Below are 23,107 nucleotides of genomic sequence, written 5' to 3'. Positions count from 1 at the left end.
CCTTATAAACCGTAGGCCGACATGTCCGGACCTACCGGCACAATCCCATTTGGATTCAATGCTTTAATAGAGTAGTAACCTTGCTTGATGTGATCAAGGTTAACAGTATCACGTACACCTGGCAGATCGAGGATACGTTTCATATAGCTATCCAGAAAGCGATACTCTCGCAGTTGGTGCAGGTTACATTTGAAAATACCGTTGTAAGCCGGATCGAAGCGAATCAGAGTGACAAACAAGCGGATGTCTGCTTCGGTCAGGGTGTCGCCCAGCAAATAAGGACGACCATCACTCATGCGCTGCTCCAGAGTGGAAAGCATGCTAAACACATCCTGAAACGCTTCTTCATATGCCTGCTGCGTCGTCGCAAAACCAGTGCGGTATACGCCGTTATTCAGTTTCGGGTAGATGTCGGCGTTGAGTTGATCAATCTCGCCGCGCAGCGGTTGCGGATACAGATCAAAGTCGTTACTAGCCAACTGACCAAAGCCACTGTTAAGCATACGCACAATGTCGGCGGACTCATTACTGACGATAGTGTTAAGGTGTTTATCCCACAAAATTGGCACGGTAGCGCGACCGGTAAAGTTAGGATCGGCTTTAGTATAGAGTTGGTGCATCCACTCAGCGCCATTGAGCTCGTCTTTATCCGAACCGGGGTAATCACCGAAATGCCAGCCCTGGTCAAGCAGTTTAGGCTCAACGACCGAGACGCTGATGACCTCTTCCAGTCCCTTTAATTTACGGGCAATCAGAGTACGGGAAGCCCAGGGACAAATCAGGGCGACATATAAATGGTAACGGCCCGGTTTCGGCGATGAATTGTGCGGTTTCACCAGGCGCCAGGCTCTCTGCCGGAACGACCCAATCACGAAAACTTGAGATTTGACGAACAAATCCGCCTTTTTCATCGGTTGCTTGTACGGGATGCCACTCTGCTGTCCATTGACCATTTACTAACATATCTCACCTCGGTATAAATCTGCTCTCTCTTCCCCGGACCTTTATCTGCAAGGTTGGAGCTGCGTTTGATAGACATTCATCGCTGGGGCGATGCATTCGATAGAGAGACTGTACCTTACTTCCAAAACAATGATTAGATAGCCTGATTGAAGATATTTCCTTCCAATTTGGAAGGAAATGCGGTTATGACATCTTCGGTTAAACCTTCCTGTGCCCAAAGGATAAAATCGTTACTCCCAGGTTGGACCGGCGCTAAAGCGGGCGACGAGAAAATCAATGAAAGTACGCGACGACTGCGCGAGATGCTTGGCGGGCGGATAGAGCGCGAAAAGCCCGATCGGCGGTACTTCATAGTCACTTAGAATCGGCACTAATTTATTACGCCGGATCGCATCGGCGGCCACGAAGGTCGGCAGGCGGGCGATGCCCAGTCCTGCACAAGCAGCTTCCAGACACACATCCGCGTTGGAAAATTTGAGCCGGCCGTTTACCGGCATTTCCTCGACGATTTGCTGGGCGTTAATATAGGGCCAGCGAAACGGGTCGCGGAAGTTGGTGTCGATAATACAGTTATGGCTGGCGAGCTCCCGCCAGTGCTGCGGTGTGCCGTATTGACTGAGATATTGCGCAGAAGCCAGGGTTAACACCCGGACATCACACAATTTGCGTGCGATCAGGCTGGAGTCTGTCAGTTGACCAATGCGCAAAGCGAGATCGAAACCTTCCTCAACAATGTTGACGCTGCGATCGGAGAAGCGCACATCGAGATCAATCTCGGGATACTGGGTAGAAAAATCAATCAGGCAAGGGGCTAACTGGCTTTGGCCAAATGTCACGGGAGCAGCGATACGCAGCCGGCCCGAAGGCTGACGTGAAGCGTTACGAATCGAGTCGTCCAGTTTCATCGAGATCGTCAACAATGCGTTTGATGCGTTCATAATAAGCCTGACCCACTTCAGTGGCCGCGAGAGAGCGGGTCGAGCGTTTAAACAGCTGGACCCCTAAATCCTGCTCAAGACGGGAAATAAGTTTCGATGCCTGTCCGCTACTGATATTGAGCCTTTGCGCGGCGCGGGCAAAGCTGCCCAGCTCCATCACTGCCACAAACATACGATCGCACTGCAGCCTGTCCATCCTGCTATCCTGATGATTTTATTAAACCTGATAGCAAGCTTAAGGAGAGAGCGCCGCAAAGGCAATGCCTTGTTCATGGTGACGTCACAACAAAGAGCGACGCCAGGCCGCTCTTGTTAATGTGATGATTGAACCGCCGTCGTTAGCGAGGCGGTAAAGGTATAGCTGGCTTATGCCTATTCAAGATTGCAGTGCCGGCGATTTATCGCGACATGGTTTAAATACACTCACGGTGATAAAAGTGATAAATCCGAGAGCAAGAGTCGGAACAATCGGATGAACACCGCCCAGGTCGGGTTTGAACCACATCAGGCCGATATAGACAGCCAGACCAACCACCATGGAACTCAGCGCTCCCGCAGCGCAGGCTCGTTTCCAGTACAAGCCGAGAATCAGCGGCCACAGGAATACGGCCTGCAGGCCGCCAAGAGCAATCAGGTTCAACCATACAATCATATCCGGCGGATTGGTTGCGGCGCAGAATACCAACAGCGCAAAGATTGAGGTTACCCACAGGGATAAGCGGTTCAGTTTGCGCTCCGCTTGCTCTTCTTCCACCACTTTCGGATTGATGTAGTTGATGTAGAGATCCTTGAGCAGAGTCGCGGAAGCCTGAATCAGCTGGGAATCGATGGTGGACATGATGGCCGCCATCGGACCCGCTAGAAAGATGCCTGCGACCACAGGTGGCAGCACGGTAATCATCAGGGTCGGCATGATCTGATCCGGGCTGGCGATATCAGGGACAATGGCACGCCCCAGAGCACCGGCCATATGAGTTCCAAACATCAGCAGTGCCATCATAATGGTGCTGATCACCATGGCTTTGTGCAGTGACGGGCTATCTTTATAAGACATACAACGTACCGCCGCGTGGGGCAGGCCGATAACGCCGAAACAGACCAGTACCCAGAAACTGAGAATAAAAGGCTGGCCGAGGAAATGGTCCGGCCCATACGGGGTAATTAGTGCCGGATCAATACTATGCAGATCAGAAACCAGCTCACCAATACTGCCACCAGCATGAACCACTCCAACTAGCAGCAGCACAGTACCAATTAACATCATGATGCCCTGAATGGTGTCGGTCAGGACGACGGCACGAAATCCGCCGATGGTAGTATACAGACCTACGGTACAGGCAAACAGCATCAGGCCTTGCTCATAAGGTAGCCCGGTCACGGTTTGCAACAGACGGGCACCGCCAACAAACTGCACCACCATAGTGCCGAAGAAAGCCAGCAGCAGTGACAGGGAAGCAAGAATCACCACAGAAACGACTTTTAAAGCGGGCATACAAAATATCATTAAGCGTCAGGGCGTTATGTTTACGGGCTTCAATGGCGAATTTTTTGCCCAGTACGCCCAGCGTTAACCAGGTCGCCGGCAACTGAATCATGGCCAGCAGTACCCAGCCGAGCCCCATTTTATACGCAGCGCCGGGGCCGCCAATAAAGCTGCTGGCACTGGCATAGGTCGCGGCGAGTGTCATCGCCAGCACGAAGCCGCCCATGCTGCGGCTGCCGACAAAGTATTCGCTGAGGAAGCTGCCTTTACGGTAATGGCGGCGTGTAAAGAAAGCGACTGCAAAAACACCGATCAGATAAATGATCAGTGGGATGATAAGTTGACTATTCATTCGATTGGTCTGGTTTTACATCAAGAGGAATATCACGGTAAAACGCTTTTACCATGACAGCACACAAACAGGTGAAGACGATCGGGCCTATCACACACGATAACAGGAACCAAAGCGGCATACCCCAGTAGAGCTCGGGCAGTGCAGTCTCCTCTGGCGGGGCGGAAAAGCCATAGGCAGAAATGTACCACCAGACAAAGTAGCCGACAGCGAGCGCAATGGCTAAAAGTGCTTCTTTGTGCGCCTGGCGATCGTGATTATCATTGTTGTCCATATTTTGTTTCTCACTCAGACAGCCATGTGAAAGCTGGCTATGGTATACAAATGTCCGCCTGAGCACAAAACTTTGCGCGTCTTTGGTGCAGACTTAGGGGGGCTTATTCGCGTGTTTGAGTTTGCGGGGAAAGCCCAGGTACATACGCTGAAAAGAACAACAAGATTTATTTCGTTGAGTTGTAGTTTTCCCACACCACTATCGCGGCGGCCAGATCTTCTAGTGAGGTACCGACAGATTTGAACAAGGTAATGTCGCTGTTATTACGACGTCCCGGAACCGATGCTTGGCTAAGTGTGGCCAAATCACCCTGAATTTGATTCATACGGAAAAACCCTTCGGTCATTGCCTGATGCAAATCGCCCGCTTCACCTTCAGCTCCTGCTAGGGTATCGACAAAAACCTGACTGCGCTGGACTGCCAGACCGTCACATTCACGCATATCTTTGCGAAACGCCCCTACCAAGTCGAGATGCGTGCCGGGCTGCAGCCATTGCCCAAGAATCAGCGCTTGGGTTGATAGGGTGGCGCAACTGATGATGTCAGCCTGTGTGCACGCCGAACTGAGATCGCTGACTGCACGAATGTCAGTAACGGGTCCAAATGTGCCCTGATAACCACGATACTGTTCGACCAGAGCGTGAGCTTTGTGTTCCGAGCGCCCCCAAATCAATACCTGTTGGATTGGGCGCACCGCAGCGTGTGCTTCAATCAACATCGGGGCAACTTGGCCAGTGCCGACAATCAGTAACGTGCGGGCATCTGATTTGGCCAGATAACGGGCCGCGAGGGCTGAAGCGGCCGCGGTTTCGACGTCTGGTCAGTTCATTACCGGCGATACAGGCTAACGTTTGCCCATGCTGGCCTTCGGATAACAGGTATAGGCCGGAAATGGCGGGTAAACCTGCATTGCTGTTAGCGGGAAAAACGTTAAGCATTTTGATTCCGATATATCCCTCGTCTTCCCATGCTGGCATCAACAGCATAGTCGCATCTGCGTTGCCCCGTTTGATGGTGTGATGATGACGGGGTGGTGCATTGACTCCGTTTCGAAAGGTGAACTCCAATTTGTCGATTAATGCTCGCCATGGAAGGTTGGCAGCGACAGTGTCCGCACAGATAAATTTCATAAAGCCTCGTGAGAAAAAAGACCGGCAGCAGGGCTGCCAGTCGGGTTACCTTTAGTTAATGGCATTTTGTTGCTTTATTTCCATGATGGTCCGCTCATGATATCGGGTAACCACAGCGCGGTAGCGGGAAAGATAAGCACAGCGGTTAAGACCATGACCTGAATAATGATGAATGGAATCACGCCGGCATACATATGACGCAGGGTTATGTCCGGTGGTGTGATAGCTCGCAGATAGAAAATTGAGGGTGCTAGTGGTGGGGTGAGGTAACTGGTTTGCAGTACGACGAGGAAGGCCACACAAAACCAAACTTCATCAAAACCAAGTAACCTGACCACAGGCATAGCGACCGGCACGACAATCAGCACAACAGACATCATGTCGAGGACAAAGCCGGCCAGAAACGCAATGATTAATATCAGGGCCAGAATCGCCCAGGCATCGAATCCTGTTCCTATCAGTACCGATTGCACCGTTGCCATGCCTCCGGCGGCAAAAAACACCCCGGCGAACATGTTACCGCCCAGCACGATCAGCAGGATCATTGCTGAGATATTGACCGTACCCATCAGGGAGTTCCACATCACCCGTGTTGTCAGGTTACGATAGCAGGCCGCTAGTATAATTGAGCCTAGAGCGCCGCAAGCCGCAGCTTCGGTCGGAGTCGCCAGCCCCATGAGTATGGTGCCCAGTACAGCGAAAATCAGAATGGCCGCCGGCAGAAGCGCAGTAAACGTCACGTACAGTTTCTGTTGTAAAGTGTAAGCAGTGCTGGCGTCATTTTGGCGTGGGGCAACGTCCGGTTTAAACCAGGATAAAGCGATAACGTACAGTACGAAAAGGCCCGCCATCATCAAGCCGGGAATAAGCAAACCACTGAACAACTGACCAACAGAAACGCCAGCGACCGGGCCGAGAACGATAACGGTAATGGAGGGCGGAATAGCGGTCCCCAGAGAGCCACTGGCACAGATAACGCCCGACAGTAACCGCTTGTCGTAGGCATGTTTCATCATGATAGGAATAGCCAGCATGCCGATGACTGCTTCTGTTGCTCCAACCACACCACTGGCGGCAGCAAAAACGGTTCCGAGTAGGATAGCCCCGACGCCGAGCCCACCGGGCATAGAGTGAGTCCACATATGGATCGCTTTAAACAACCGTTCAGCTATCCCGGACTTTTCCAGCATGGCACCCATAAAAATAAACAGTGGCACAGCAGCCAGCACGGAATTTGACGCGGTTTCTTCAATTTTACTCAACAACTGATAGGCAGTGACATCGCCAAACTGGATTACACCGAAAATTGAAGCGACCAATATCATCGCGAACGCAATCTGGAAGCCGGAGAAAATAAATAGCATTAACAATGGGAACATCAACAGCGATAGATAATCACTCATATTTTGCCCTCATAATTCAGAGTGACCTGAAGGGATTTTATTAACTCGGCCAGGATCTGCAGACTCAACATTGACATACCCAAAAACCATACGCTGTATACCGGCCACATCACTGGATTCCAGGCTGAGCGGCCAGAACGTTCACCACTCTGGTAGGCATCAAGGAAATAATGGTAAAGCTCACTGCTGATCCAGCACACCACGGGCAGAAACAGTAAATAACACAGGGAACGGATAGCCGCGTTGGTCCGTGCCGGCAGTTTGAGTGTGATGACATCGACACTGACGTGCTGACCAAGACGAAGCGCGTTGGCCAGGCCGAGCATGAAAATGGCCCCCATCACCATATAACTGATTTCAAATGCCCAAAGAGTTGGAGTGTCAAAGACATAGCGACTGAAAACTTCAGTGACCAAAGCGCCTATTAAGGGCAGAACCAGTAGCGCAGCAATGACCCCCGAGAAGCGGGTCAGCGCTTCAATACAGGTAATCAATTTCATAGTATTAACCTAAACGAAAAAAACAGGGTTGCGAAAAACAGAAAGGGCAGCCGCTTGGCAGCGGCCGCATTCGGACAATATTAGCCCTCGTCAGCACCTATTTGCAGACGATATTCAGGCCATAGTTTGATTTTTTGCTTGAATTCTCGTTGTGAGGTCAACACGCGTTTGAACCAAGGGTTATCAGCGGCGTGTTCGTCCTCCCATTGACGGGTTTCATCAAGGATTTTAGTGATAAAAGCGGGATCCAGGCGCACGATTTCATTGTCACCCTCAACCAGCTCTTTGTAAGCATCCAGGTCGGCATAAGAGGCAGCGAGCCAAGAGTCAAACAGGGATAGTTTAGCGGCCTTGCGGATCAATGTTTGCTCATCCGATGGCAATTTCCCCCAGGCTTTTTGGTTTACTTCGCACTCCAGGACACCTCCGGATTGGTGAATACCCGGTAGAATGACGTATTTAGCGACATCCTGAAATCCGGTCGGTCGATTCATTTCCGGGCTGCCCCATTCGGCGGCGTCAATCACACCGCGCTCTAGCGCGGAATAGATGTCACTGCCAGCCATAACGACAGTAGAAGCGCCCAAGCGTGAAGCGATTTCTGCCCAAGCTCCGGAGGTACGGATACGTAATCCTTTAAAGTCTTCTAACGTGCGAACTGGCTTATTGGAGTGGAGAAAAATTTCGGTGCCAAGAATGGAGCACGGAAAGGCCACTACACCGAATTTTTCTTTACGGTACTGTTCATAAAGTTCGATACCGCCACCTTTGTACATCCATAACATGAACTCTTCTGGGGTCAGACCGCTCGAATGTCCGGCTAGTAAAGCTGTGGTTGGATCTTTACCGTAATCGTAGTTGATGTAATTGTGGCTGACGGTAGCCACTCCAGATTTGACCGAATCGGTTACTTTGAGTGCGCTACCAAGCGTCCCTCCGGGAAATACTTTGACGGTAATGTCACCGTGGGTCAGTTTCGCTGACGTTGTCGGCGAAGTATTGCGCATCCCGCTCTAGCCAAGGACCGCCGGACCAGGGCGTTGCCATACGCCACTCGTCTGCGTGAGCAACATTGTTTACTAGGGATATGCAAGCAGAAAGTGCTGTGATGCTGAGAATTTTACTAAGACTTCCTTTCATATTTTATTATTCCTTTGTGGTTTTCAGCTCAGCCTGACTAAGGCTGACGTTATTGGATTGGTCACAACAATGACAACGTTACATCTGTGGACCTTGAGTTAGATAAGTGAAAGTAGTTAAGAGCATTAGGTGAGTTACAAGGCTGCGCCGAACTGCGCTTGCATCTCTTTGGCACGGTCGGCGCAATCCTGCATTGCTTTGGTGACGATAGTGCGCAGACCTTTGGCCTCAAAGGTGGCAATAGCCCGTTCGGTTGAGCCTTGTGGTGACATGACATTACGCATTAACTGCTCAGGATCTTGTGAAGCAGTTAACGCCATAGATGCGGCCCCCAGTCCGGTCTGCAGTGCAAGTCGACGTGCCGTTTCTCGGTTCAGTCCCTGTGCTACACCTGCATCTTCCATGGCCTGGAAAAATAGAAAAAAGTAGGCTGGAGCGCTGCCAGAGATAGCGGTTGCCGCATCCATTAACGACTCTTCAGGCAGCCATTCCACTAGTCCGGTACTGGACAGCAGGTTTTTAACCTCATGAGATTGGGTCTGAGTGACTTGTGGGTTGGCATACAAAGCTGTCGCGCCGCAGCTAATCATAGCTGGAGTATTTGGCATCGCTCGGACGATCGGAAGGTGATTTCCGAGCCAGGTTTGTAGCGAATGCAGTGGAATGCCAGCAGCGATGGAAAGGATCAGTGGATTACGAGAGTCAACTGCCGGTCGCAGTTCGGCACAAACCTGCTGCAGTATTTGAGGCTTAACCGCCAGCACCAGAATATCGGCGCGCTGAGCGGCTGCGATATTGTCACTACTTACCTGAATACCAAACCGGCCTTGAATCGCATCGAGCATGGTTTGGTCCGGGGAAGTCGCGGTGATGCTTTCAGATGAGTAACCTTGACTGATTAAACCTCCGATGATGGCGCTGGCCATATTACCGGCCCCGATAAAACTGATATGTGCTGTCATTACGTTTTCCTGCTCAAAAATTGCTCTGCGAGAGAGGTGTTGCGCATGGTGCAAGCGCTCTTCAGCAATTTAAGCAAGACCACCGTACGGAATCTTGTTTAAAACTCCTTATTTTTTGCGCAAAATGCAGCATTTGCTTAACATTTGAAACCTTTTTGACATATCTGGTTGTTTAATTAGTGAGGCTTTTGTTATAAGAGAATAATTCCTATTACCTGGTCGGACATGTTATTAAATTCATCATGGGCATTCGTATACGCACACAGACTTTACAAAACAGTTGCTTACATCATGATCATGACTATCACCAGATAGTCATCGCTTATCGTGGCGGGGCTGAATTTGAAGTTGAGGGACGTGGTGGTCAGGTCGACCCGTTTCACGGATGTCTGGTACCTGGCGGTGATGAGCATTTCTATCAGGGGATTGGTGACAATAGCCACATTATTATTGATATTCCGTCTCAGTACGTGGCGCCAAAAATGGAGCGTTTGTTTGATTCGGCACACTATTTTGATATTGATCCGGGTCTGCGCTATCTATTGGCTTATATGCATCATGAAAACAAACTGTGGCAAGCGTATCCGGCTGCGGCGGAAAGCATTAGCATCACTTTTTTATCCAGCTTGGATCAGCGTCTGTTCTGTCAGCCTGAGGCGGTGTCTCGCGGGCGTCTGGACCTGATTGCTGTTGATGAATATATAGCACAGCATATCGATGAAGCATTGCCCACATCTGCACTGGCAGCGGTGTGCAATGTAAGTGCTGGTCATTTTCATGAGCTATTTCGACAGAAAACCGGGGTAACTCCGGGCCAATATGTGTTTGCGGCAAGAATGAAACGAGCACGTCAGTTGACCCTTGAAACCCGGCTGCCGTTGATTGAGATCGCCGAGCAGGTGGGTTTTTCCAGTCAGAGCGCGTTAACCCATGCATTCCGGCGCTTTTATGATGCCACCCCAGGCCAGATGCGACGAAGTCAATCCGGTAGATCCTGAATCACCGTATGAACCCCGTGGCTCTGGCGCATAAGGTGCGCACTGGCAGTTTTTTTGTTCTGGTGCATAAGTTATCTCAATGCATCTGTGATCCTGATTATCCTCATCTTATCTTTGTTCTATGAATCACTACACATTTACGGGTAACGATAGTAATGTGCGGGGTCTGTATGCTTGCTACTTATCCGGTAAAAATGAACTTAGACTTTATTGGTTTTTTTCAGCGGTTTTTCGTTACTGATTCTGACTCCTTAACATTAATTTCAGGCAGTTATGATTTACGGCTGGTGGCGTTGTCCGTTTTTCTTGCCTCTATGGCGTCATTTTTTGCGCTAAGAATGGCGGCGACTGCACGGCATATCGTGGCAAGTAAGTACCGTCAAATCGCTTTATGTTCTGGTGCCTTCATCATGGCCGGCGGGATCTGGAGTATGCATTTTGTGGGCATGCTCGCGTTTGAGATGCGCTACATGATGGAGTACGACTGGGTGTTAACCGGCATCTCGGTGCTTCCGGCTGTTCTGGCAAGCTACATCGTGTTGAGATCTTTGATCAAAAAACGTGATTCGCTGGGTTTAACCATACGTAACGCTTTTATTGTCGGATCCGGTATCGGTGCGATGCACTACATCGGTATGGAAGCGATGGAGATGGATCTGACCCTTCGGTATGACCCGTGGTGGTTCATATTATCTGTGGTGGTTGCGGTCGGTCTGGCGTTTGTTGCCCTGACGGCTCGTCGTGTTTTGCGCCAGTACTTCCCTGATTTAACTGAGCTCAGGCTGAAGCTGATTTGTGCTGCTATTATGGGCAGCGCTATCTCCGGCATGCATTACACAGGCATGCATGCAGCCAGATTTATAGAAGTCACGCACACTGACGATTTGTTGATGATGCCACACCATCACAACACCATGGCGCTGTTGGTGGCGGTATTTACCTTATTGATTTCTACGTTGGCCGTGAATATCAGTGCCCAGCTGCGTTATCGCCATTTGTTGTCGGAAAAAACAGCCGGTGAGGCGCGGTTACAAGCGATTCTGGAAACGGCGACCGATGGCGTGATCACCATTAAAGCCGACGGTGAAATTCTCGGACTCAACAGAGCTGCCAGTCATATCCTCGGCTGGAATGAATCAGAAGCACTCGGCCAGAATGTGGCGATGTTCATGACTCCTGAGATGCAACAGCGCCATCAGGTTTATTTCGAGCAGCATGGTGAGACTGGCCTCGCCAGCATGATTGGGGTGCAACGTGAAGTTTATGCCCGTCACCGGTTTGGTGAACATATTCCGGTTCGTCTCGGAGTGGGTAAGGTCGAACTGGAAAACGAAACCTTGTTCGTGGGTTTTATGGAAGACATTACCGAGCGTAAAGCGATGCAGGAAAAACTGCGTGAGAGTGAGGAGCGGCTCAGTTTCCCTGATGCAGAACATTCCGGGCGCTTCGTTCCGTCGCCTGCCGGATGCGAAATTAACTCCGATATTTTTAAGTGATGGTATTACCGATTTGTGCGGATATAGCGCGGATATCTTTCTGTCCGGTGAACTGAAGTATCCGGATCTGTTACCACCGGAAGACTATCAAAAGATCTGCGATATCATGCAGAACACTCCGGTCGGACGTGACATCTACGAGATTGAATACCGTCTGACGAATATCGACCGTGATACGGTGTGGGTGCTAGAAAATGGCATGATAGTCCGGGATGCGGAAAAGCGTGTGTTGTGGATCGATGGTGTGGTGGTTGATATTACCAGCCGCAAGCAGATGGAGTGTGAGTTAGTTGAAGCGAAACGACATGCGGAAGACGCCGCAGAGATGAAAGCGGCGTTTCTGGCCAACATGAGTCATGAAATCCGCACCCCAATGAATGCCATCATTGGTTTTACGGATATTTTGTTAGAGTCAGAGATGACAGGTGAAAATCGCCGCCATTTGCAGACGATTTCCCAATCTTCGCGCTCTTTGTTGCATCTGCTGAACGACATTCTCGACAGTGCCAAGCTGGAAAAACATAAGCTGGAAATCGAGACGGTTCCGTTCAGGTTATCTCCTTGTGTTGATACCGTTATTTCGACACTGTGGCTCAATGCCAAAAGTAAAGGCATTGAACTGGAACTGGATATGTCTGCTGAATTGCCAGAAGAAGTTCAGGGCGCGGAAGATCGTATTCGTCAGGTACTGATGAATCTGGTTGGTAACGGGATAAAGTTCACCGAGCAGGGGAGTGTCAGCCTGGTGGTTGAACCCGTCAGTGAACGCCCGGACTGGATAAGATTTAATGTGATTGATACGGGTATCGGGATTGCGCCGGATCGTTTACAGGCTATTTTTGATCCTTTCACTCAGGCGGATGCTTCGATGAGCCGTCGTTTTGGCGGTACTGGTCTTGGAACGTCCATTTCCAAGCAGCTGGTTGAACTGATGGGCGGGACGATTTCTGTCACCAGTACGCCGGGTCAGGGCAGCTGTTTCAGTGTTGAATTACCTCTGCCTCGCGGCAAAGTAACCGAGAATACCCGCCAGTCAAAAGTTCTGGCTCTGCCGCCGAAGCGAATATTGGTTTGTGATGATATTGAACAAAATATCAATTTGCTGCGTATACTGCTCGAACGTCAGGGACACACGGTATTCACCGCGCAAGATGGCCGCGAAGCGGTGATTCAGTGTCAGGAAACGCGCCCAGACGTGGTGCTGATGGATATTCAGATGCCAAACCTGGACGGTCTGGAAGCCAGTCGCACGATTCGGGCACATGAGCGGGAAACGGGCAGCGACAATGTAGCGATTATTGCGTTAACTGCGAGTGTATTGCTGGAAGATCGCATTGAAGCCAAAGAAGCGGGCATGGATGGCTTTGCCAACAAGCCAGTGGATTTCGCGCTGTTGACGCAGGAAATTGCGCGGGTGCTCAATCTGAGCGCTGAAGAGCTGCAAGCTGCGCAGAAAAAAGAGCCCTCAGTGTCAAGCCCGTCGGAGTTTCAGATGCTTAATATGAGCAAGGCGCTGAAGATTTGGGGTGATGAAGCACTATACTGTCAGGAATTGCATGCATTAGTAGGTAAGTATGCTGATGTGGTGCAGGAGCTCACTGCTCTGTTCTCGGCTGGGAAATGGCGCGACCTGGGTGAAAAGGCCCATGCCCTAAAGGGATTAACTGGCAATCTGGCGCTGCTGCCTTTGTTCCACGCCTTTTCTCATTTAGAGAAAGCGGCTGATCAGCATCAGCCGGTGCAGTGCAAACAAGCGATTGAAGAGATTGCCAAGGGCTGGCTGACATTACAACAGGATGTTGATCAGTTGGATATTCCGGTGGCAGACAATCTGCCAAGTGAAGGCGTGGCAGCGATCGAAGATCATCATGCCATCATCACGATTTTGCATGAATGGTTGCAGGCCACACAGCTGGGTGAACTCAGAGACGATTTAGCAGTGCAGCTGCAGCGCTCTTCACCTAATACCATCAAGAAGCAGATCGTGGATGCGATGAATGCGATTGATGAGTTTGATTTTAAATCAGCGGTCAGCTCATTGGAGTCGGCCATTGATACACTTCAGTAGAAGGAAATATTATGTCTTTGCTTGCTAAACAGCAGCCGAGAATTCTGATTGTCGATGATGAACCCGCCAACCTGAAAGTGATGCGTCAGATTCTGCATGAAGAATATCGCCTCTCCTTTGCCCGTAGTGGTCAAGATGCTCTGGCACTGTTAGAGCAGGAGCCGGCAGACTTAATTCTGCTCGACATTATGATGCCGGAAATGACCGGGTTTGAGGTGTGTGAACGGTTAAAATCACAAGCGGAAACTGCGCATATACCGGTGATCTTCGTTACTGCGCTGCGTGACAGCATTGATGAAGAAAATGGTTTTGCACTGGGTGGGGTGGATTACATTGTCAAACCTGTCGTACCAGCGATTGTGCGTGCCAGGGTCAAAACACATCTGTCGTTGGTGAAAATAGATCGGTTGCGTGAGACGCAGATTGATTTGATTCAGCGTCTCGGCCGGGCCGCTGAATACAAAGACAATGAAACCGGTATGCATGTGCAGCGCATGAGTCATTACACCAAGTTGCTGGCGATGGCTGCGGGGATGGATGAAGAGCAGGCGGATGAGCTGAGAATGGCGGCGACCATGCATGACATCGGCAAAATTGCCATCCCGGATAATATCCTGCTTAAGCCGGGCAAGCTGGATCCGGAAGAATTTACCCATATGAAGCGGCACGCCGAAATCGGGGCCAGTATTCTGGAGCAGCCGCGTTTCTTCGCTGGTGGCACTGGCGCGTACTATTGCGATTACCCATCATGAAAAGTGGGATGGCAGCGGTTACCCGAACGGTTTAGCCGGAGAAGAGATTCCGATTGAAGGGCGTCTGGCGGCTGTCGCTGATGTGTTTGACGCCTTGACCAGTGAGCGGCCATACAAAAAGGCCTGGAGTGTTGAAGAAGCGGTCGACTTTTTACAGTCACAGGCGGGTAAGCACTTCGACCCGCTTCTGGTGCCGATGTTTGTCGACTTACTGCCCCAGGTGCTGACCATTAAAGAGCGTTTCAAAGAGGGCGACGCGCAGGCATATTACCAGACGATGTAACCTTTTACTCGTTGCTAACATGATGTAATTCAGATATCTCCAAACAACTTCAAGCTGCAGTGATGTTGGCTGCAACGCCAGGTTGTTCGGGGTTCACGTCCTAAGATCGGTTTTAAAAGATAGGTTATAAAAATAAAGCGGTTGATTCTCATTCAACCGCTTTATTTTTTAATGCTGCCTGCTTTACAGGCTGACAAGACCGATACAGCGCTTACTCTGCATAGTGCCTGTTAACACGAGGCGTCAGTTTAATCGTCAGCTCATAAGGAATCGTGCCGACATGACGTGCGACGGTTTCGATCGGCAGGTTAGCGCCCCACATCTCGACCACATCGCCCACTTTATCCTGAGCATCCGGTCCGAGATCAACGGTAATCATATCCATCGATACTCTGCCGGCGATAGGCACCTGGCGGCCGTTAATGAACACCGGCGTGCCGTTTGGTGCGCTGCGCGGATAGCCGTCACCATAGCCCATGGCGATCACGGCGATTTTAGTATCACGCTCTGACTGCCAGGTTTCGCCGTAACCAACCGGCTGCTGCGCTTTGTGATCACGTACCGCGATGATACGGGTATTGAGTGTCATCACCGGTTTCAGGTTGTGGTCAGCGCCGGTATGGTCAGCGCTCGGAGAAATGCCATACAGGGCGATACCTGCACGAGCGACATCAAATTGTGACTGTGGCCAGAACAGGATCCCTGCTGAGTTGGCAATCGTTTTTGGACCCGGATAATTTTTGGTTGCGTCAATAAAGCATTGTAGCTGACGTGATGTTGTCGGTTGCTCAACTTCATCGGCGCGGCAGAAGTGGCTGATGAATCCCAGTTGTGATTTCAGCTTACCAGTACGTTCAATACGCTTTACAAAATCAGAGACTTCATAAGGCTGCACGCCAAGGCGGTGCATGCCACTGTCTACTTTGAGCCATACATTAACCGGATTAGCCAGTTCACTGCTTTCCAGGTCATGCACTTGTTCTGCACAATGGATGGTGGTGTCGAGCTGCATTTGCGCAGCACGTTGTAAATCCTCGGCGCAAAAGCAACCTTCTAACAGTAAAATAGGCTGTTCAATCCCGCCATTACGTAACTCTTCTGCCTCTTCCAGGCGAGAGACGGCAAACAGGTCAGCAAAGGGCAGTGCTTGTGCCAACTTCAGGGCGCCATGTCCGTATGCGTCACCTTTAATCACAGCGATCACTTTCTGATCCCCGCTCAGGGCTTTGAGGTGGCGGTAGTTATGCTGAAGAGCGTTCAAATCTATTTTAGCTTGGGCGGTAATCATTTTGCTTCCTGCTTTGATAAAACCATACAACGTGGAGCTGACTGACTTAGGAAACTGACTCACTTAACAACTGACGAACTTAAGTGAGAGATGCTCCCAGGTGGTCGCTATTATGTAGCAAAAATATTGCCGTTGTTAGTCTTTTGTAGTGAAACACACTGTGATAATGGTCAATATGTAATGATAATAACTGAAAATATTAATTATATTAGAGTATAGATTTGTTTGTTTAGTGTTGTTTTATATAAAAAACTAGTTATGGTGTTTAAAAAAGTGATTTGTAAAACAGAGAATTTGGCTGGTGACTGGAAGCGTCCGGCTAACGTGATGGAACTCTTTCGCTTATGCTTCACCATCTTGGTGCTCATGCACCACTATCAACACTAAATGTAGTCAAAACTCGATTTTAAATCGGGGTCTAATGATATATGTGCTTGTCTAACAGCTGACCATTTAAAATTTTGCTTATTTATTGTTCAGGATAAACAACTGGTTTTTATTCTATTTGTGAATTTATATAACGCCGTTAAAGGTTGGTTTAGTTGCCGGTTATTCTGAAAAGTGTTCTGCAACAAACATAAATACTATCTGAGTACAGTTTGGCAGAGTTTTCTCAATTCAGCCCGGTTTTTGGAGATTGCTTCCACCGGCATAATTAAATTGATCAAAATCAACAGGCTAAACTAATAAATCACTGGTTTGATTTATTGGTCACGAATTTTGCACTGTTATTTCTATGACGTGTGAATTGTAATGCTAATAATTATGTTGAAATGGAGCATTTTAAATGGAATTAAAACAACCTTACTTGCTGTTTTTAGGTGATGCAGCTGATGCGCTGGCCGCAAAAGTGGCTCAGGGAATTAAAACCTGGCGTCCGGAGCACTGTATCGGGCAACTGAGTCTGCCTGAGTGTCAGGCCGACGTCGGTTTGCAAGAATTGAGCGTACCGGAAGCCGCCCGTGCCGGAGCGAAAACGCTGGTGATTGGTGTCGCCAACCGGGGTGGGGTGATTTCTCCGGCCTGGATTGAAGTATTGCTTGAAGCGCTTGAGCAGGGCATGGACATCGCGGCGGGCCTGCACAATAAACTGACTGATATCCCTGAATTGGTTGCGATGGCACAAAAGCACGGGCGAAATCTGTTTGATGTCCGTTATCCGACCCAAAGTTACCCGGTGGCCAATGGTAAAAAACGCAGCGGTAAACGCCTGCTGACGGTCGGTACAGATTGTTCGGTCGGGAAAATGTATACCTCGTTAGCCATCGAGAAAGAGATGGCGCAACGTGCAATGAATGTTGATTTTCGTGCCACCGGTCAAACCGGTATTTTGATTACCGGATCCGGGGTCAGTGCGGACTGTGTGGTGTCTGATTTTATTGCCGGCGCAATAGAAACGATTTGCCCGGATAACAGTGCGGAGCACTGGGACATTGTTGAAGGGCAGGGCTCGCTGTTTCACGCCTCATTTGCCGGTGTGACGACGGGATTGATCCACGGTGCGCAACCTGACGCTTTAGTCCTGTGTCATGAACCTACCCGTAAGTACATGCGTGGATTACCGGATTACGCCTTGCCGGACTTAGCGACCTGTATCGAGGCTAATCTGAACACGGCGCGTCTCACCAATCCGGCCGTGCAGATGATCGGCGTGTCGGTGAATACATCGGCACTGAGTGAAGCGGATGCGATGGCTTACATGGATAAGGTGGAAAGCGATTTAGGGCTGCCGGTGGTGGATCCGTTTCGTCAGGGTGTGGCTCGTCTGGTTGATCGCCTGCTGGAGTGTGTATGAAGGTCACGATAGAACGCAAAAGCTGGCCGATTCGTGGTCACTTTACCATTTCACGTGGCAGTAAAACGCAAGCCGATACGGTATTAGTCAGCCTTGAGCATGAAGGCGCGACTGGGCGTGGTGAATGTGTCCCTTACGCCCGTTATGGCGAGTCATTGCACAGTGTTGAGGCGCAGATTGAAACGCTGGTCCCTGCCTTTAATGCAGGACTAAGCCGAGAAGAATTGCAGACATTATTACCGGCTGGCGCCGCCCGCAACGCCCTGGACTGTGCCTTGTGGGATTTTAACTGCAAACGAAACCAAGCGTCGATATGGACGCAGACCGGCATTGTCCCGCATCCGCTGCTGACGGCGTTCACCTTGTCACTTGATACGCCGGAAAATATGCAGCAAGCGGCGTTCAGCAATGCCGAAACGGCCGCTGCTGAAGCTTAAACTGGGCGGCGCAGAAGATTTGGCCCGGGTACAGGCGGTAAGACGCGGCGCACCGGCAGCCCAAATCATACTCGACGCCAACGAAGCCTGGAGTGTGAGTGATTATCAGCGACTGATCCCTGAACTGGTGAGCCTGGATGTCGCGATGATAGAGCAGCCGTTTGCTGCCGGTGAGGATGATGTGCTGGCAAAACTAGAGCGGCCGATCCCGATTTGCGCTGATGAATCCTGTCATGACCGGCACAGTCTGGAACGCTTAGTCGGCTTGTATGACATGATCAATATAAAGACCGATAAAACCGGTGGTCTGACAGAGGCGCTGCAGCTTAAACAGCAGGCTGAACAGGCAGGTTTGGCCGTAATGGTTGGTTGCATGTTGTCATCTTCGCTCAGTATGGCACCTGCCTTTGTCGTCGCGCAAGGCGCTCAGGTTGTCGACTTGGATGGCCCACTGTTACTCAGTGAGGATATTGAGCACGGATTTGAATTCAGTCAGCAACAGATGTTGCCGTTTTCACCGCGGCTGTGGGGATAACAGGGAGGAATAAAGATGGAACGAACAGTTTATGTGAATGGTGACTATCTGCCGGAATCTCAGGCGAGTGTCTCAGTTTTCGATCGTGGCTTTTTGTTTGCAGACGCAGTGTATGAAGTGACCGCCGTGCTCGATGGTAAGTTAATTGACCAGGCAGGGCACCTGGCGCGCCTTAAACGCTCCGCTGCTGAGCTGGGCATGGTGTTACCGTGCTCTGAACAGGAATTGATTCAGATTCATCATCAGTTGATTGAAAAAAATCAGCTGCTGGAAGGCGGCATTTATCTGCAACTGACCCGGGGCAATGAGGGTGACCGTGATTTCAGCTTCAGTGACGGCATTAAGCCGACCTTGGTCTTGTTTACCCAGGCGCGCACTTTGATTGAGAGTGACACGGCGAAACAAGGCATTAAAGTGATTTCGGTGGAGGATATCCGCTGGCGACGGCGCGATATTAAAACCACCTGCTTGCTGCCCGCTTGCCTGGCAAAACATATTGCCCATCAGGCGGGCGCCGATGATGTCTGGATGCTTGAAAATGGTGTTGTGACCGAAGGTGGATCAAGTAATGCCTATATTGTTGACCAGCAGGGACGAGTCATTACCCGGCCACTCAGTCAGGATATTTTGCATGGTATTACCCGTGCATCATTGCTGAAAATGGCGCAGGATCTGGATATTACGATTATCGAGCGGCCGTTTACCTTGCAAGAAGCCTATGAGGCACAAGAAGCCTTTATCAGTTCGGCCACCGCGTTTGTCTGGCCGGTGATCGCCATTGACGAACACAGAATTGGTGATGGCAAGCCAGGACCGGTTGCGCGTAAGTTACGTGAAATCTATATCGAAATTGCACGTTCGCGAGCCAGTTAGAAGTGATGACATAACGCCATCTGAACTGGGGATTTGTCGCGATGATGCGGATTCGTGGCGACGATGCGAATTTGTGGCAACGATGCGAATTTGTGGAATCAAGTAAATGTAAAAAACCGCTCAACTGAGCGGTTTTTTGTCTTCTCTGCACTTGCTCTATAGCCGGTTACGATTAGCCAAATAGCGGGGCCAATCAGCCAACTTAAGGCTTTAAACGTCATTGAATCAGGCAGACGCTGTCAGACCAGCAGATGGTGGATGCCGTTCATCGACAGCTCAGACTGCACTTTGGCGTCCAACTGCTGATCTGAAACCAGCATATCCAGCTCATTGAGCTCACACACTTTAAACAGTGAGTACTTGCCGTACTTACTGCTGTCGGCAATCATGACTTTCTTATCTGCATTGGCCATCAGGTCATGCTTGAGAATGGTTTTTTCTTCTGTCGGTGTGGTAATGCCGCGCTCAAGGCTCCAGGAGTTGCAGGTCACAAACGCAATATCCGGGTTAATGGAGCGTAATAACGAGCGGCAATGCTCACCAACGGTCGATTGGCTGCTGTTGTCCACTTTACCACCGGCGACGATCACTTCTATCTGGGTATACTGCGACAAAAACAGCGCAATATGCAGATCGACCGTGATCACTCGCAGTGGCATATCAATAAAGTGGCGTGCCAGTGCCATCGATGTCGTTCCGGCATCGAGTACCACTGAATCACCCGGTTTCACCAGCGAAGCGGCGGCTTCTGCGATAAGATTTTTCTCACGCGTATGCTGCACCATCTTTTCATTGGTGGTTGGCTGAGCGGCGATAAAGCGGTTGAGGGAGACACCACCATGAGTTCGGGTGATGACGCCCTGATCGTCCAACTTAATCAAATCCCGGCGGATGGTTGCCGGTGATACATTGACAACCTTGACCAGATCCTCAACCGTCGCCAGATTATGCGCGGTTAAGTATTCGACAATTTTTTCTACTCGATGCTGATTTTTCATATATTGCTTAGTTTAACGGCCAGTTCAACTGACGTAATCATACTTTCTGGATTCGCTTTGCCAGTCCATGCAATATCAAATGCAGTTCCGTGGTCGGCAGATGTTCTGAAGAATGGTAATCCAGCCGTAATATTAACGCCATCATAAAATCCCATTAGTTTCAATGGAATGTGTCCCTGGTCATGATACATGGCAACCACGATATCATACTGACCCTGTTTTGCCTGCAGGAAAACGGTATCCGGCGGGCAAGGGCCGTAAACATCGACACCTTTTTCTTTCATCTGCGCGATAACCGGATTGAGGATATTGATCTCTTCTTTACCGAACAAACCATTCTCACCCGCGTGCGGGTTAACCCCGGCTACGGCGATACGCGGATTGTCGAAACCGGCTTTCTTCATGAATGAATCGGCGATGTCGATGACGGTGGCAACGCGCTCTTGCCCCAGCTTTTGCAGGAAGTCGAGCAGCGCGATGTGCGTGGTAACGTGGATAACTTTCAGCGTATCCGTGTACAGCACCATGGCGTAGTCTTTAGTGTCTGTCAGATGGGCCAGCAGCTCAGTGTGTCCCGGATAGTGGTGACCGGCTAAGTGCAGCGCTTCTTTATTCAGCGGCGCGGTTGCAATGGCGGCGATCTCTTCGTTCATCGCCAGCTCAGTCGCCTTCTTGATACAACGGTACGCCAAATCACCGGCTTGTGCCTGAACTTTACCAAATTCAAAGCTGGACAGATCTTCAAGCGGAATATCAATCACGTTCACAATATCCGGGTTGAAAACAGCGTCTTCGATACGTTCGATAACGTGAATATCTGCCGAAGGTGCCAGACCTTTTTCCTGCACCATACGCAGGATTTCCGCGCTGCCAATCACGACGCAATTGCGGCCGCTCAGTGACGGCTCAGCCAGTGATTTTAGAATGATTTCCGGGCCGATCCCTGCCGGATCACCCATAGTAATACCAATGATACCGTTCATTATGCTTCCTCTTGTTCCAAAATGGTTATGATTTGATCAAAGCTGCTGTCCACACCAAAGCCCCCAGCTTTGGTAAATAGGGGAATACTGGCATGCTTGTAAGGCAGTATTCCCCACGGGATACATTGCGCACTCAACCCTTTCAGGTTGAATTGGCCGATTTTGAGTTGGTGGCACACCGCCAGTGCGATATCGCCACCGCACAGTAATAGAGCGCCGGGAGTGCATTGCCTGAGCACTTCCTGAGTGGTTTGAGCAAGAAACTGCTTAACCCGGTTACCTAATTCAGGTCGGGATATCGTTAGCTGCGCGCAAATCGTCTCGATGTCGTGGCGTTGGTCATTGCTCTGGCAGGTACGGATAAAACAGTGGCGTCCGGCCTGATGAGCTTGTGCTATGGCCGCAACCAGGCTGTGCAGATAATCCTGATTTTCAGCGAACAGTGCGGTTTTGACATCCACGTCAATCACTTCCGCTCTGTGATGTGTCTGCAGGTATTGCACCTGTGACAAGGTAATGCGGCTCATGGAGCCGACCACACCCAATAAAGGTTGCTGGTTATACAGCTTGGGTTGCACTGGTTGATGCTGCGCAGAGCTTGGCAGTAACGCCTGGGTCATCTCACCGGTGGTTACAATCACGCATGAAGTGCTCAATTGATTGGCCGCCTGATAAATTTCAATCATATCTTGCGCGGTTTGAGCATCACACACGATGACTTTCGTGCCGAGATTGACACGTGCCTGCAAGGTATCCGTCAGAGCAGGTGCACGTACTTGGTCGAGAAAAAGCTCACTGACCGCGAGATGACTCTGGCTTTCGATCAGAGTTTTGATACGCGCAGAGGTCACTGGTGACTTGGGATCCGAAGCGAATTCAGTCTCGGTCAACAGCTGGTCATGAACGAAGCACTCGCCACCTATGGTTTTACGCCCGGCATTCGGTGCGCACATCACCATGATGGCAACGGAATAGCAGGACTCGACCCAAGGTGCGATTTCAGCCCCGACATTACCGCGCAGAGTGGAATCTATTTTCTTTAGCAGGATTTTTTGCTGGGTCAGTTCAGGGTAGCGCTGCATCAGCTGACGCATTTTATCATCGGCGTGAGCGGCACTGTCATCACGGCTGTCAGTACAAATGATGGTTGCCTGGTTTGCAGCAACATCACTGCTGTATGCACTATTTAATAGCACCGATACATCGATACCGTGTGCGGCTAAACCGACACCGACATCATTCGCGCCGGTGAAATCATCCGCGACGATGAACTTTGGTAATGGTAGTTGACCCTGTCTGAGCATTGTTGTGTTAATCCTGTAACTCGTTTGAAATCATATTAATCAAAAAGTGCGCAACTACAAAGTCATTTTTGATTAAATTTATTCATTTTGATTATTTGAGAGCGAGATCAAGCAATTTTGATTTATTTGTCGTTATTATATTGAGCGAAATT

The 23,107-nt window shown here is 50.1% G+C and carries 20 protein-coding genes and 3 pseudogenes; 8 read left to right on the top strand and 15 right to left on the bottom strand.

Translation table 11 applies throughout. The features are described from left to right. Nucleotides 1-2: 2 nt before the first annotated feature. The 11 genes and pseudogenes from ABDK09_03560 to proC all read right to left on the bottom strand — a co-directional run bounded on the left by ABDK09_03560 (nt 3) and on the right by proC (nt 9,145). A pseudogene (locus tag ABDK09_03560) lies at nt 3-963 on the bottom strand (glutathione S-transferase family protein). A 230-nt stretch (nt 964-1,193) separates the two neighbouring features. Continuing rightward, nucleotides 1,194-1,868: a substrate binding domain-containing protein gene (locus tag ABDK09_03555; protein XAW88418.1), complete on the bottom strand. Its 675-nt coding sequence runs from the start codon at nt 1,866-1,868 to the stop codon at nt 1,194-1,196. Beyond that, complete coding sequence (locus ABDK09_03550) at nt 1,843-2,097, bottom strand: LysR family transcriptional regulator (GenBank protein XAW88417.1); 255 nt, start codon at nt 2,095-2,097, stop codon at nt 1,843-1,845. The genes ABDK09_03555 and ABDK09_03550 overlap by 26 nt, the downstream gene beginning before the upstream one ends. 180 nt (nt 2,098-2,277) lie before the next feature. Continuing rightward, a pseudogene (panF, locus tag ABDK09_03545) lies at nt 2,278-3,736 on the bottom strand (sodium/pantothenate symporter). Next, nucleotides 3,729-4,010 (bottom strand): YhdT family protein, encoded by a 282-nt coding sequence (locus ABDK09_03540; GenBank protein ID XAW88416.1) that lies wholly within the window; start codon nt 4,008-4,010, stop codon nt 3,729-3,731. The pseudogene panF and the gene ABDK09_03540 overlap by 8 nt, the downstream one beginning before the upstream one ends. Nucleotides 4,011-4,176: 166 nt before the next feature. Further along, entirely contained in the window at nt 4,177-4,785 is a 609-nt protein-coding gene (locus ABDK09_03535) for a hypothetical protein (protein ID XAW88449.1), read from the bottom strand. After that, nucleotides 4,718-5,140 carry a hypothetical protein gene (locus tag ABDK09_03530; GenBank protein XAW88415.1) on the bottom strand — a complete coding sequence of 141 codons (423 nt, stop codon included), beginning with the start codon at nt 5,138-5,140 and terminating at the stop codon, nt 4,718-4,720. Before ABDK09_03530 ends, ABDK09_03535 begins: the two co-directional genes overlap by 68 nt. A 74-nt stretch (nt 5,141-5,214) precedes the next feature. Next, entirely contained in the window at nt 5,215-6,543 is a 1,329-nt protein-coding gene (locus ABDK09_03525; GenBank protein ID XAW88414.1) for a TRAP transporter large permease subunit, read from the bottom strand. Beyond that, complete coding sequence (locus ABDK09_03520; GenBank protein XAW88413.1) at nt 6,540-7,043, bottom strand: TRAP transporter small permease subunit; 504 nt, start codon at nt 7,041-7,043, stop codon at nt 6,540-6,542. The genes ABDK09_03525 and ABDK09_03520 overlap by 4 nt, the downstream gene beginning before the upstream one ends. Nucleotides 7,044-7,123: 80 nt before the next feature. After that, on the bottom strand, nt 7,124-8,050 hold the full coding sequence (gene dctP / locus ABDK09_03515) for a TRAP transporter substrate-binding protein DctP (GenBank protein ID XAW88412.1): 927 nt from the start codon (nt 8,048-8,050) through the stop codon (nt 7,124-7,126). 267 nt (nt 8,051-8,317) lie between these two features. Then, the gene (gene proC / locus ABDK09_03510) at nt 8,318-9,145 is read right to left on the bottom strand and encodes a pyrroline-5-carboxylate reductase (GenBank protein ID XAW88411.1); all 828 of its coding nucleotides are present in this window, start codon (nt 9,143-9,145) and stop codon (nt 8,318-8,320) included. Between the two features lie 242 nt (nt 9,146-9,387). Here proC and ABDK09_03505 point away from each other — a divergent pair, with 242 nt between their 5' ends. The 4 genes and pseudogenes from ABDK09_03505 to ABDK09_03490 all read left to right on the top strand — a co-directional run bounded on the left by ABDK09_03505 (nt 9,388) and on the right by ABDK09_03490 (nt 14,742). Then, complete coding sequence (locus ABDK09_03505; protein ID XAW88410.1) at nt 9,388-10,143, top strand: AraC family transcriptional regulator; 756 nt, start codon at nt 9,388-9,390, stop codon at nt 10,141-10,143. Nucleotides 10,144-10,481: 338 nt separating this feature from the next. Beyond that, complete coding sequence (locus ABDK09_03500; protein XAW88409.1) at nt 10,482-11,639, top strand: MHYT domain-containing protein; 1,158 nt, start codon at nt 10,482-10,484, stop codon at nt 11,637-11,639. Next, nucleotides 11,569-13,707, top strand: coding sequence for an ATP-binding protein (locus ABDK09_03495; protein XAW88408.1), 2,139 nt, complete (start codon nt 11,569-11,571; stop codon nt 13,705-13,707). Before ABDK09_03500 ends, ABDK09_03495 begins: the two co-directional genes overlap by 71 nt. 11 nt (nt 13,708-13,718) lie before the next feature. Further along, a pseudogene (locus tag ABDK09_03490) lies at nt 13,719-14,742 on the top strand (two-component system response regulator). Between the two features lie 211 nt (nt 14,743-14,953). Here the strand turns inward: ABDK09_03490 and alr are convergent. After that, complete coding sequence (gene alr / locus ABDK09_03485; protein XAW88407.1) at nt 14,954-16,030, bottom strand: alanine racemase; 1,077 nt, start codon at nt 16,028-16,030, stop codon at nt 14,954-14,956. Between the two features lie 787 nt (nt 16,031-16,817). Here alr and dgcN point away from each other — a divergent pair. The 4 genes from dgcN to ABDK09_03465 are packed head-to-tail and all read left to right on the top strand — an operon-like array spanning nt 16,818 to nt 19,670. Beyond that, nucleotides 16,818-17,825, top strand: a complete 1,008-nt coding sequence (dgcN, locus tag ABDK09_03480; GenBank protein ID XAW88406.1) for an N-acetyltransferase DgcN — start codon at nt 16,818-16,820, stop codon at nt 17,823-17,825. Next, the gene (locus tag ABDK09_03475) at nt 17,822-18,262 is read left to right on the top strand and encodes a hypothetical protein (GenBank protein XAW88405.1); all 441 of its coding nucleotides are present in this window, start codon (nt 17,822-17,824) and stop codon (nt 18,260-18,262) included. Before dgcN ends, ABDK09_03475 begins: the two co-directional genes overlap by 4 nt. After that, entirely contained in the window at nt 18,234-18,797 is a 564-nt protein-coding gene (locus tag ABDK09_03470) for an enolase C-terminal domain-like protein (protein XAW88404.1), read from the top strand. Before ABDK09_03475 ends, ABDK09_03470 begins: the two co-directional genes overlap by 29 nt. A 15-nt stretch (nt 18,798-18,812) precedes the next feature. Then, nucleotides 18,813-19,670, top strand: a complete 858-nt coding sequence (locus ABDK09_03465; protein XAW88403.1) for a D-amino-acid transaminase — start codon at nt 18,813-18,815, stop codon at nt 19,668-19,670. A 239-nt stretch (nt 19,671-19,909) separates the two neighbouring features. On the opposite strand, the gene ABDK09_03460 is transcribed toward ABDK09_03465, so the two are convergent. Genes ABDK09_03460 through ABDK09_03450 form a run of 3 tightly spaced genes read right to left on the bottom strand, consistent with a single transcriptional unit; the run spans nt 19,910 to nt 22,955 of the window. Then, on the bottom strand, nt 19,910-20,668 hold the full coding sequence (locus ABDK09_03460) for a DeoR/GlpR family DNA-binding transcription regulator (GenBank protein ID XAW88402.1): 759 nt from the start codon (nt 20,666-20,668) through the stop codon (nt 19,910-19,912). Next, on the bottom strand, nt 20,665-21,651 hold the full coding sequence (pdxA, locus tag ABDK09_03455; GenBank protein ID XAW88401.1) for a 4-hydroxythreonine-4-phosphate dehydrogenase PdxA: 987 nt from the start codon (nt 21,649-21,651) through the stop codon (nt 20,665-20,667). The genes ABDK09_03460 and pdxA overlap by 4 nt, the downstream gene beginning before the upstream one ends. Next, nucleotides 21,651-22,955: a four-carbon acid sugar kinase family protein gene (locus ABDK09_03450; protein ID XAW88400.1), complete on the bottom strand. Its 1,305-nt coding sequence runs from the start codon at nt 22,953-22,955 to the stop codon at nt 21,651-21,653. The genes pdxA and ABDK09_03450 overlap by 1 nt, the downstream gene beginning before the upstream one ends. Nucleotides 22,956-23,107 lie beyond the last annotated feature (152 nt).

Source organism: Vibrio sp. CDRSL-10 TSBA, assembly GCA_039696685.1.
Classification (GTDB): Bacteria; Pseudomonadota; Gammaproteobacteria; order Enterobacterales; family Vibrionaceae; genus Vibrio.
The sequence above is the reverse complement of the archived record's forward strand: the minus strand, read 5'-3'. Positions and strand labels throughout refer to the sequence as shown.

Bases quoted from the DNA above. Each gene is read 5' to 3' on its own strand.
- ABDK09_03450 (XAW88400.1), bottom strand. From the start codon at position 22,955: ATGCTCAGACAGGGTCAACTACCATTACCAAAGTTCATCGTCGCGGAT.
- ABDK09_03500 (XAW88409.1), top strand. From the start codon at position 10,482: ATGGCGGCGACTGCACGGCATATCGTGGCAAGTAAGTACCGTCAAATC.
- ABDK09_03465 (XAW88403.1), top strand. From the start codon at position 18,813: ATGGAACGAACAGTTTATGTGAATGGTGACTATCTGCCGGAATCTCAG.
- pdxA (XAW88401.1), bottom strand. From the start codon at position 21,651: ATGAACGGTATCATTGGTATTACTATGGGTGATCCGGCAGGGATCGGC.
- ABDK09_03530 (XAW88415.1), bottom strand. From the start codon at position 5,140: ATGAAATTTATCTGTGCGGACACTGTCGCTGCCAACCTTCCATGGCGA.
- ABDK09_03495 (XAW88408.1), top strand. From the start codon at position 11,569: ATGCAGAACATTCCGGGCGCTTCGTTCCGTCGCCTGCCGGATGCGAAA.
- proC (XAW88411.1), bottom strand. From the start codon at position 9,145: ATGACAGCACATATCAGTTTTATCGGGGCCGGTAATATGGCCAGCGCC.
- dgcN (XAW88406.1), top strand. From the start codon at position 16,818: ATGGAATTAAAACAACCTTACTTGCTGTTTTTAGGTGATGCAGCTGAT.
- ABDK09_03520 (XAW88413.1), bottom strand. From the start codon at position 7,043: ATGAAATTGATTACCTGTATTGAAGCGCTGACCCGCTTCTCGGGGGTC.
- ABDK09_03540 (XAW88416.1), bottom strand. From the start codon at position 4,010: ATGGACAACAATGATAATCACGATCGCCAGGCGCACAAAGAAGCACTT.
- ABDK09_03460 (XAW88402.1), bottom strand. From the start codon at position 20,668: ATGAAAAATCAGCATCGAGTAGAAAAAATTGTCGAATACTTAACCGCG.
- ABDK09_03555 (XAW88418.1), bottom strand. From the start codon at position 1,868: ATGAAACTGGACGACTCGATTCGTAACGCTTCACGTCAGCCTTCGGGC.
- ABDK09_03470 (XAW88404.1), top strand. From the start codon at position 18,234: ATGCCGAAACGGCCGCTGCTGAAGCTTAAACTGGGCGGCGCAGAAGAT.
- ABDK09_03475 (XAW88405.1), top strand. From the start codon at position 17,822: ATGAAGGTCACGATAGAACGCAAAAGCTGGCCGATTCGTGGTCACTTT.
- ABDK09_03550 (XAW88417.1), bottom strand. From the start codon at position 2,097: ATGGACAGGCTGCAGTGCGATCGTATGTTTGTGGCAGTGATGGAGCTG.
- alr (XAW88407.1), bottom strand. From the start codon at position 16,030: ATGATTACCGCCCAAGCTAAAATAGATTTGAACGCTCTTCAGCATAAC.
- dctP (XAW88412.1), bottom strand. From the start codon at position 8,050: ATGCGCAATACTTCGCCGACAACGTCAGCGAAACTGACCCACGGTGAC.
- ABDK09_03525 (XAW88414.1), bottom strand. From the start codon at position 6,543: ATGAGTGATTATCTATCGCTGTTGATGTTCCCATTGTTAATGCTATTT.
- ABDK09_03505 (XAW88410.1), top strand. From the start codon at position 9,388: ATGGGCATTCGTATACGCACACAGACTTTACAAAACAGTTGCTTACAT.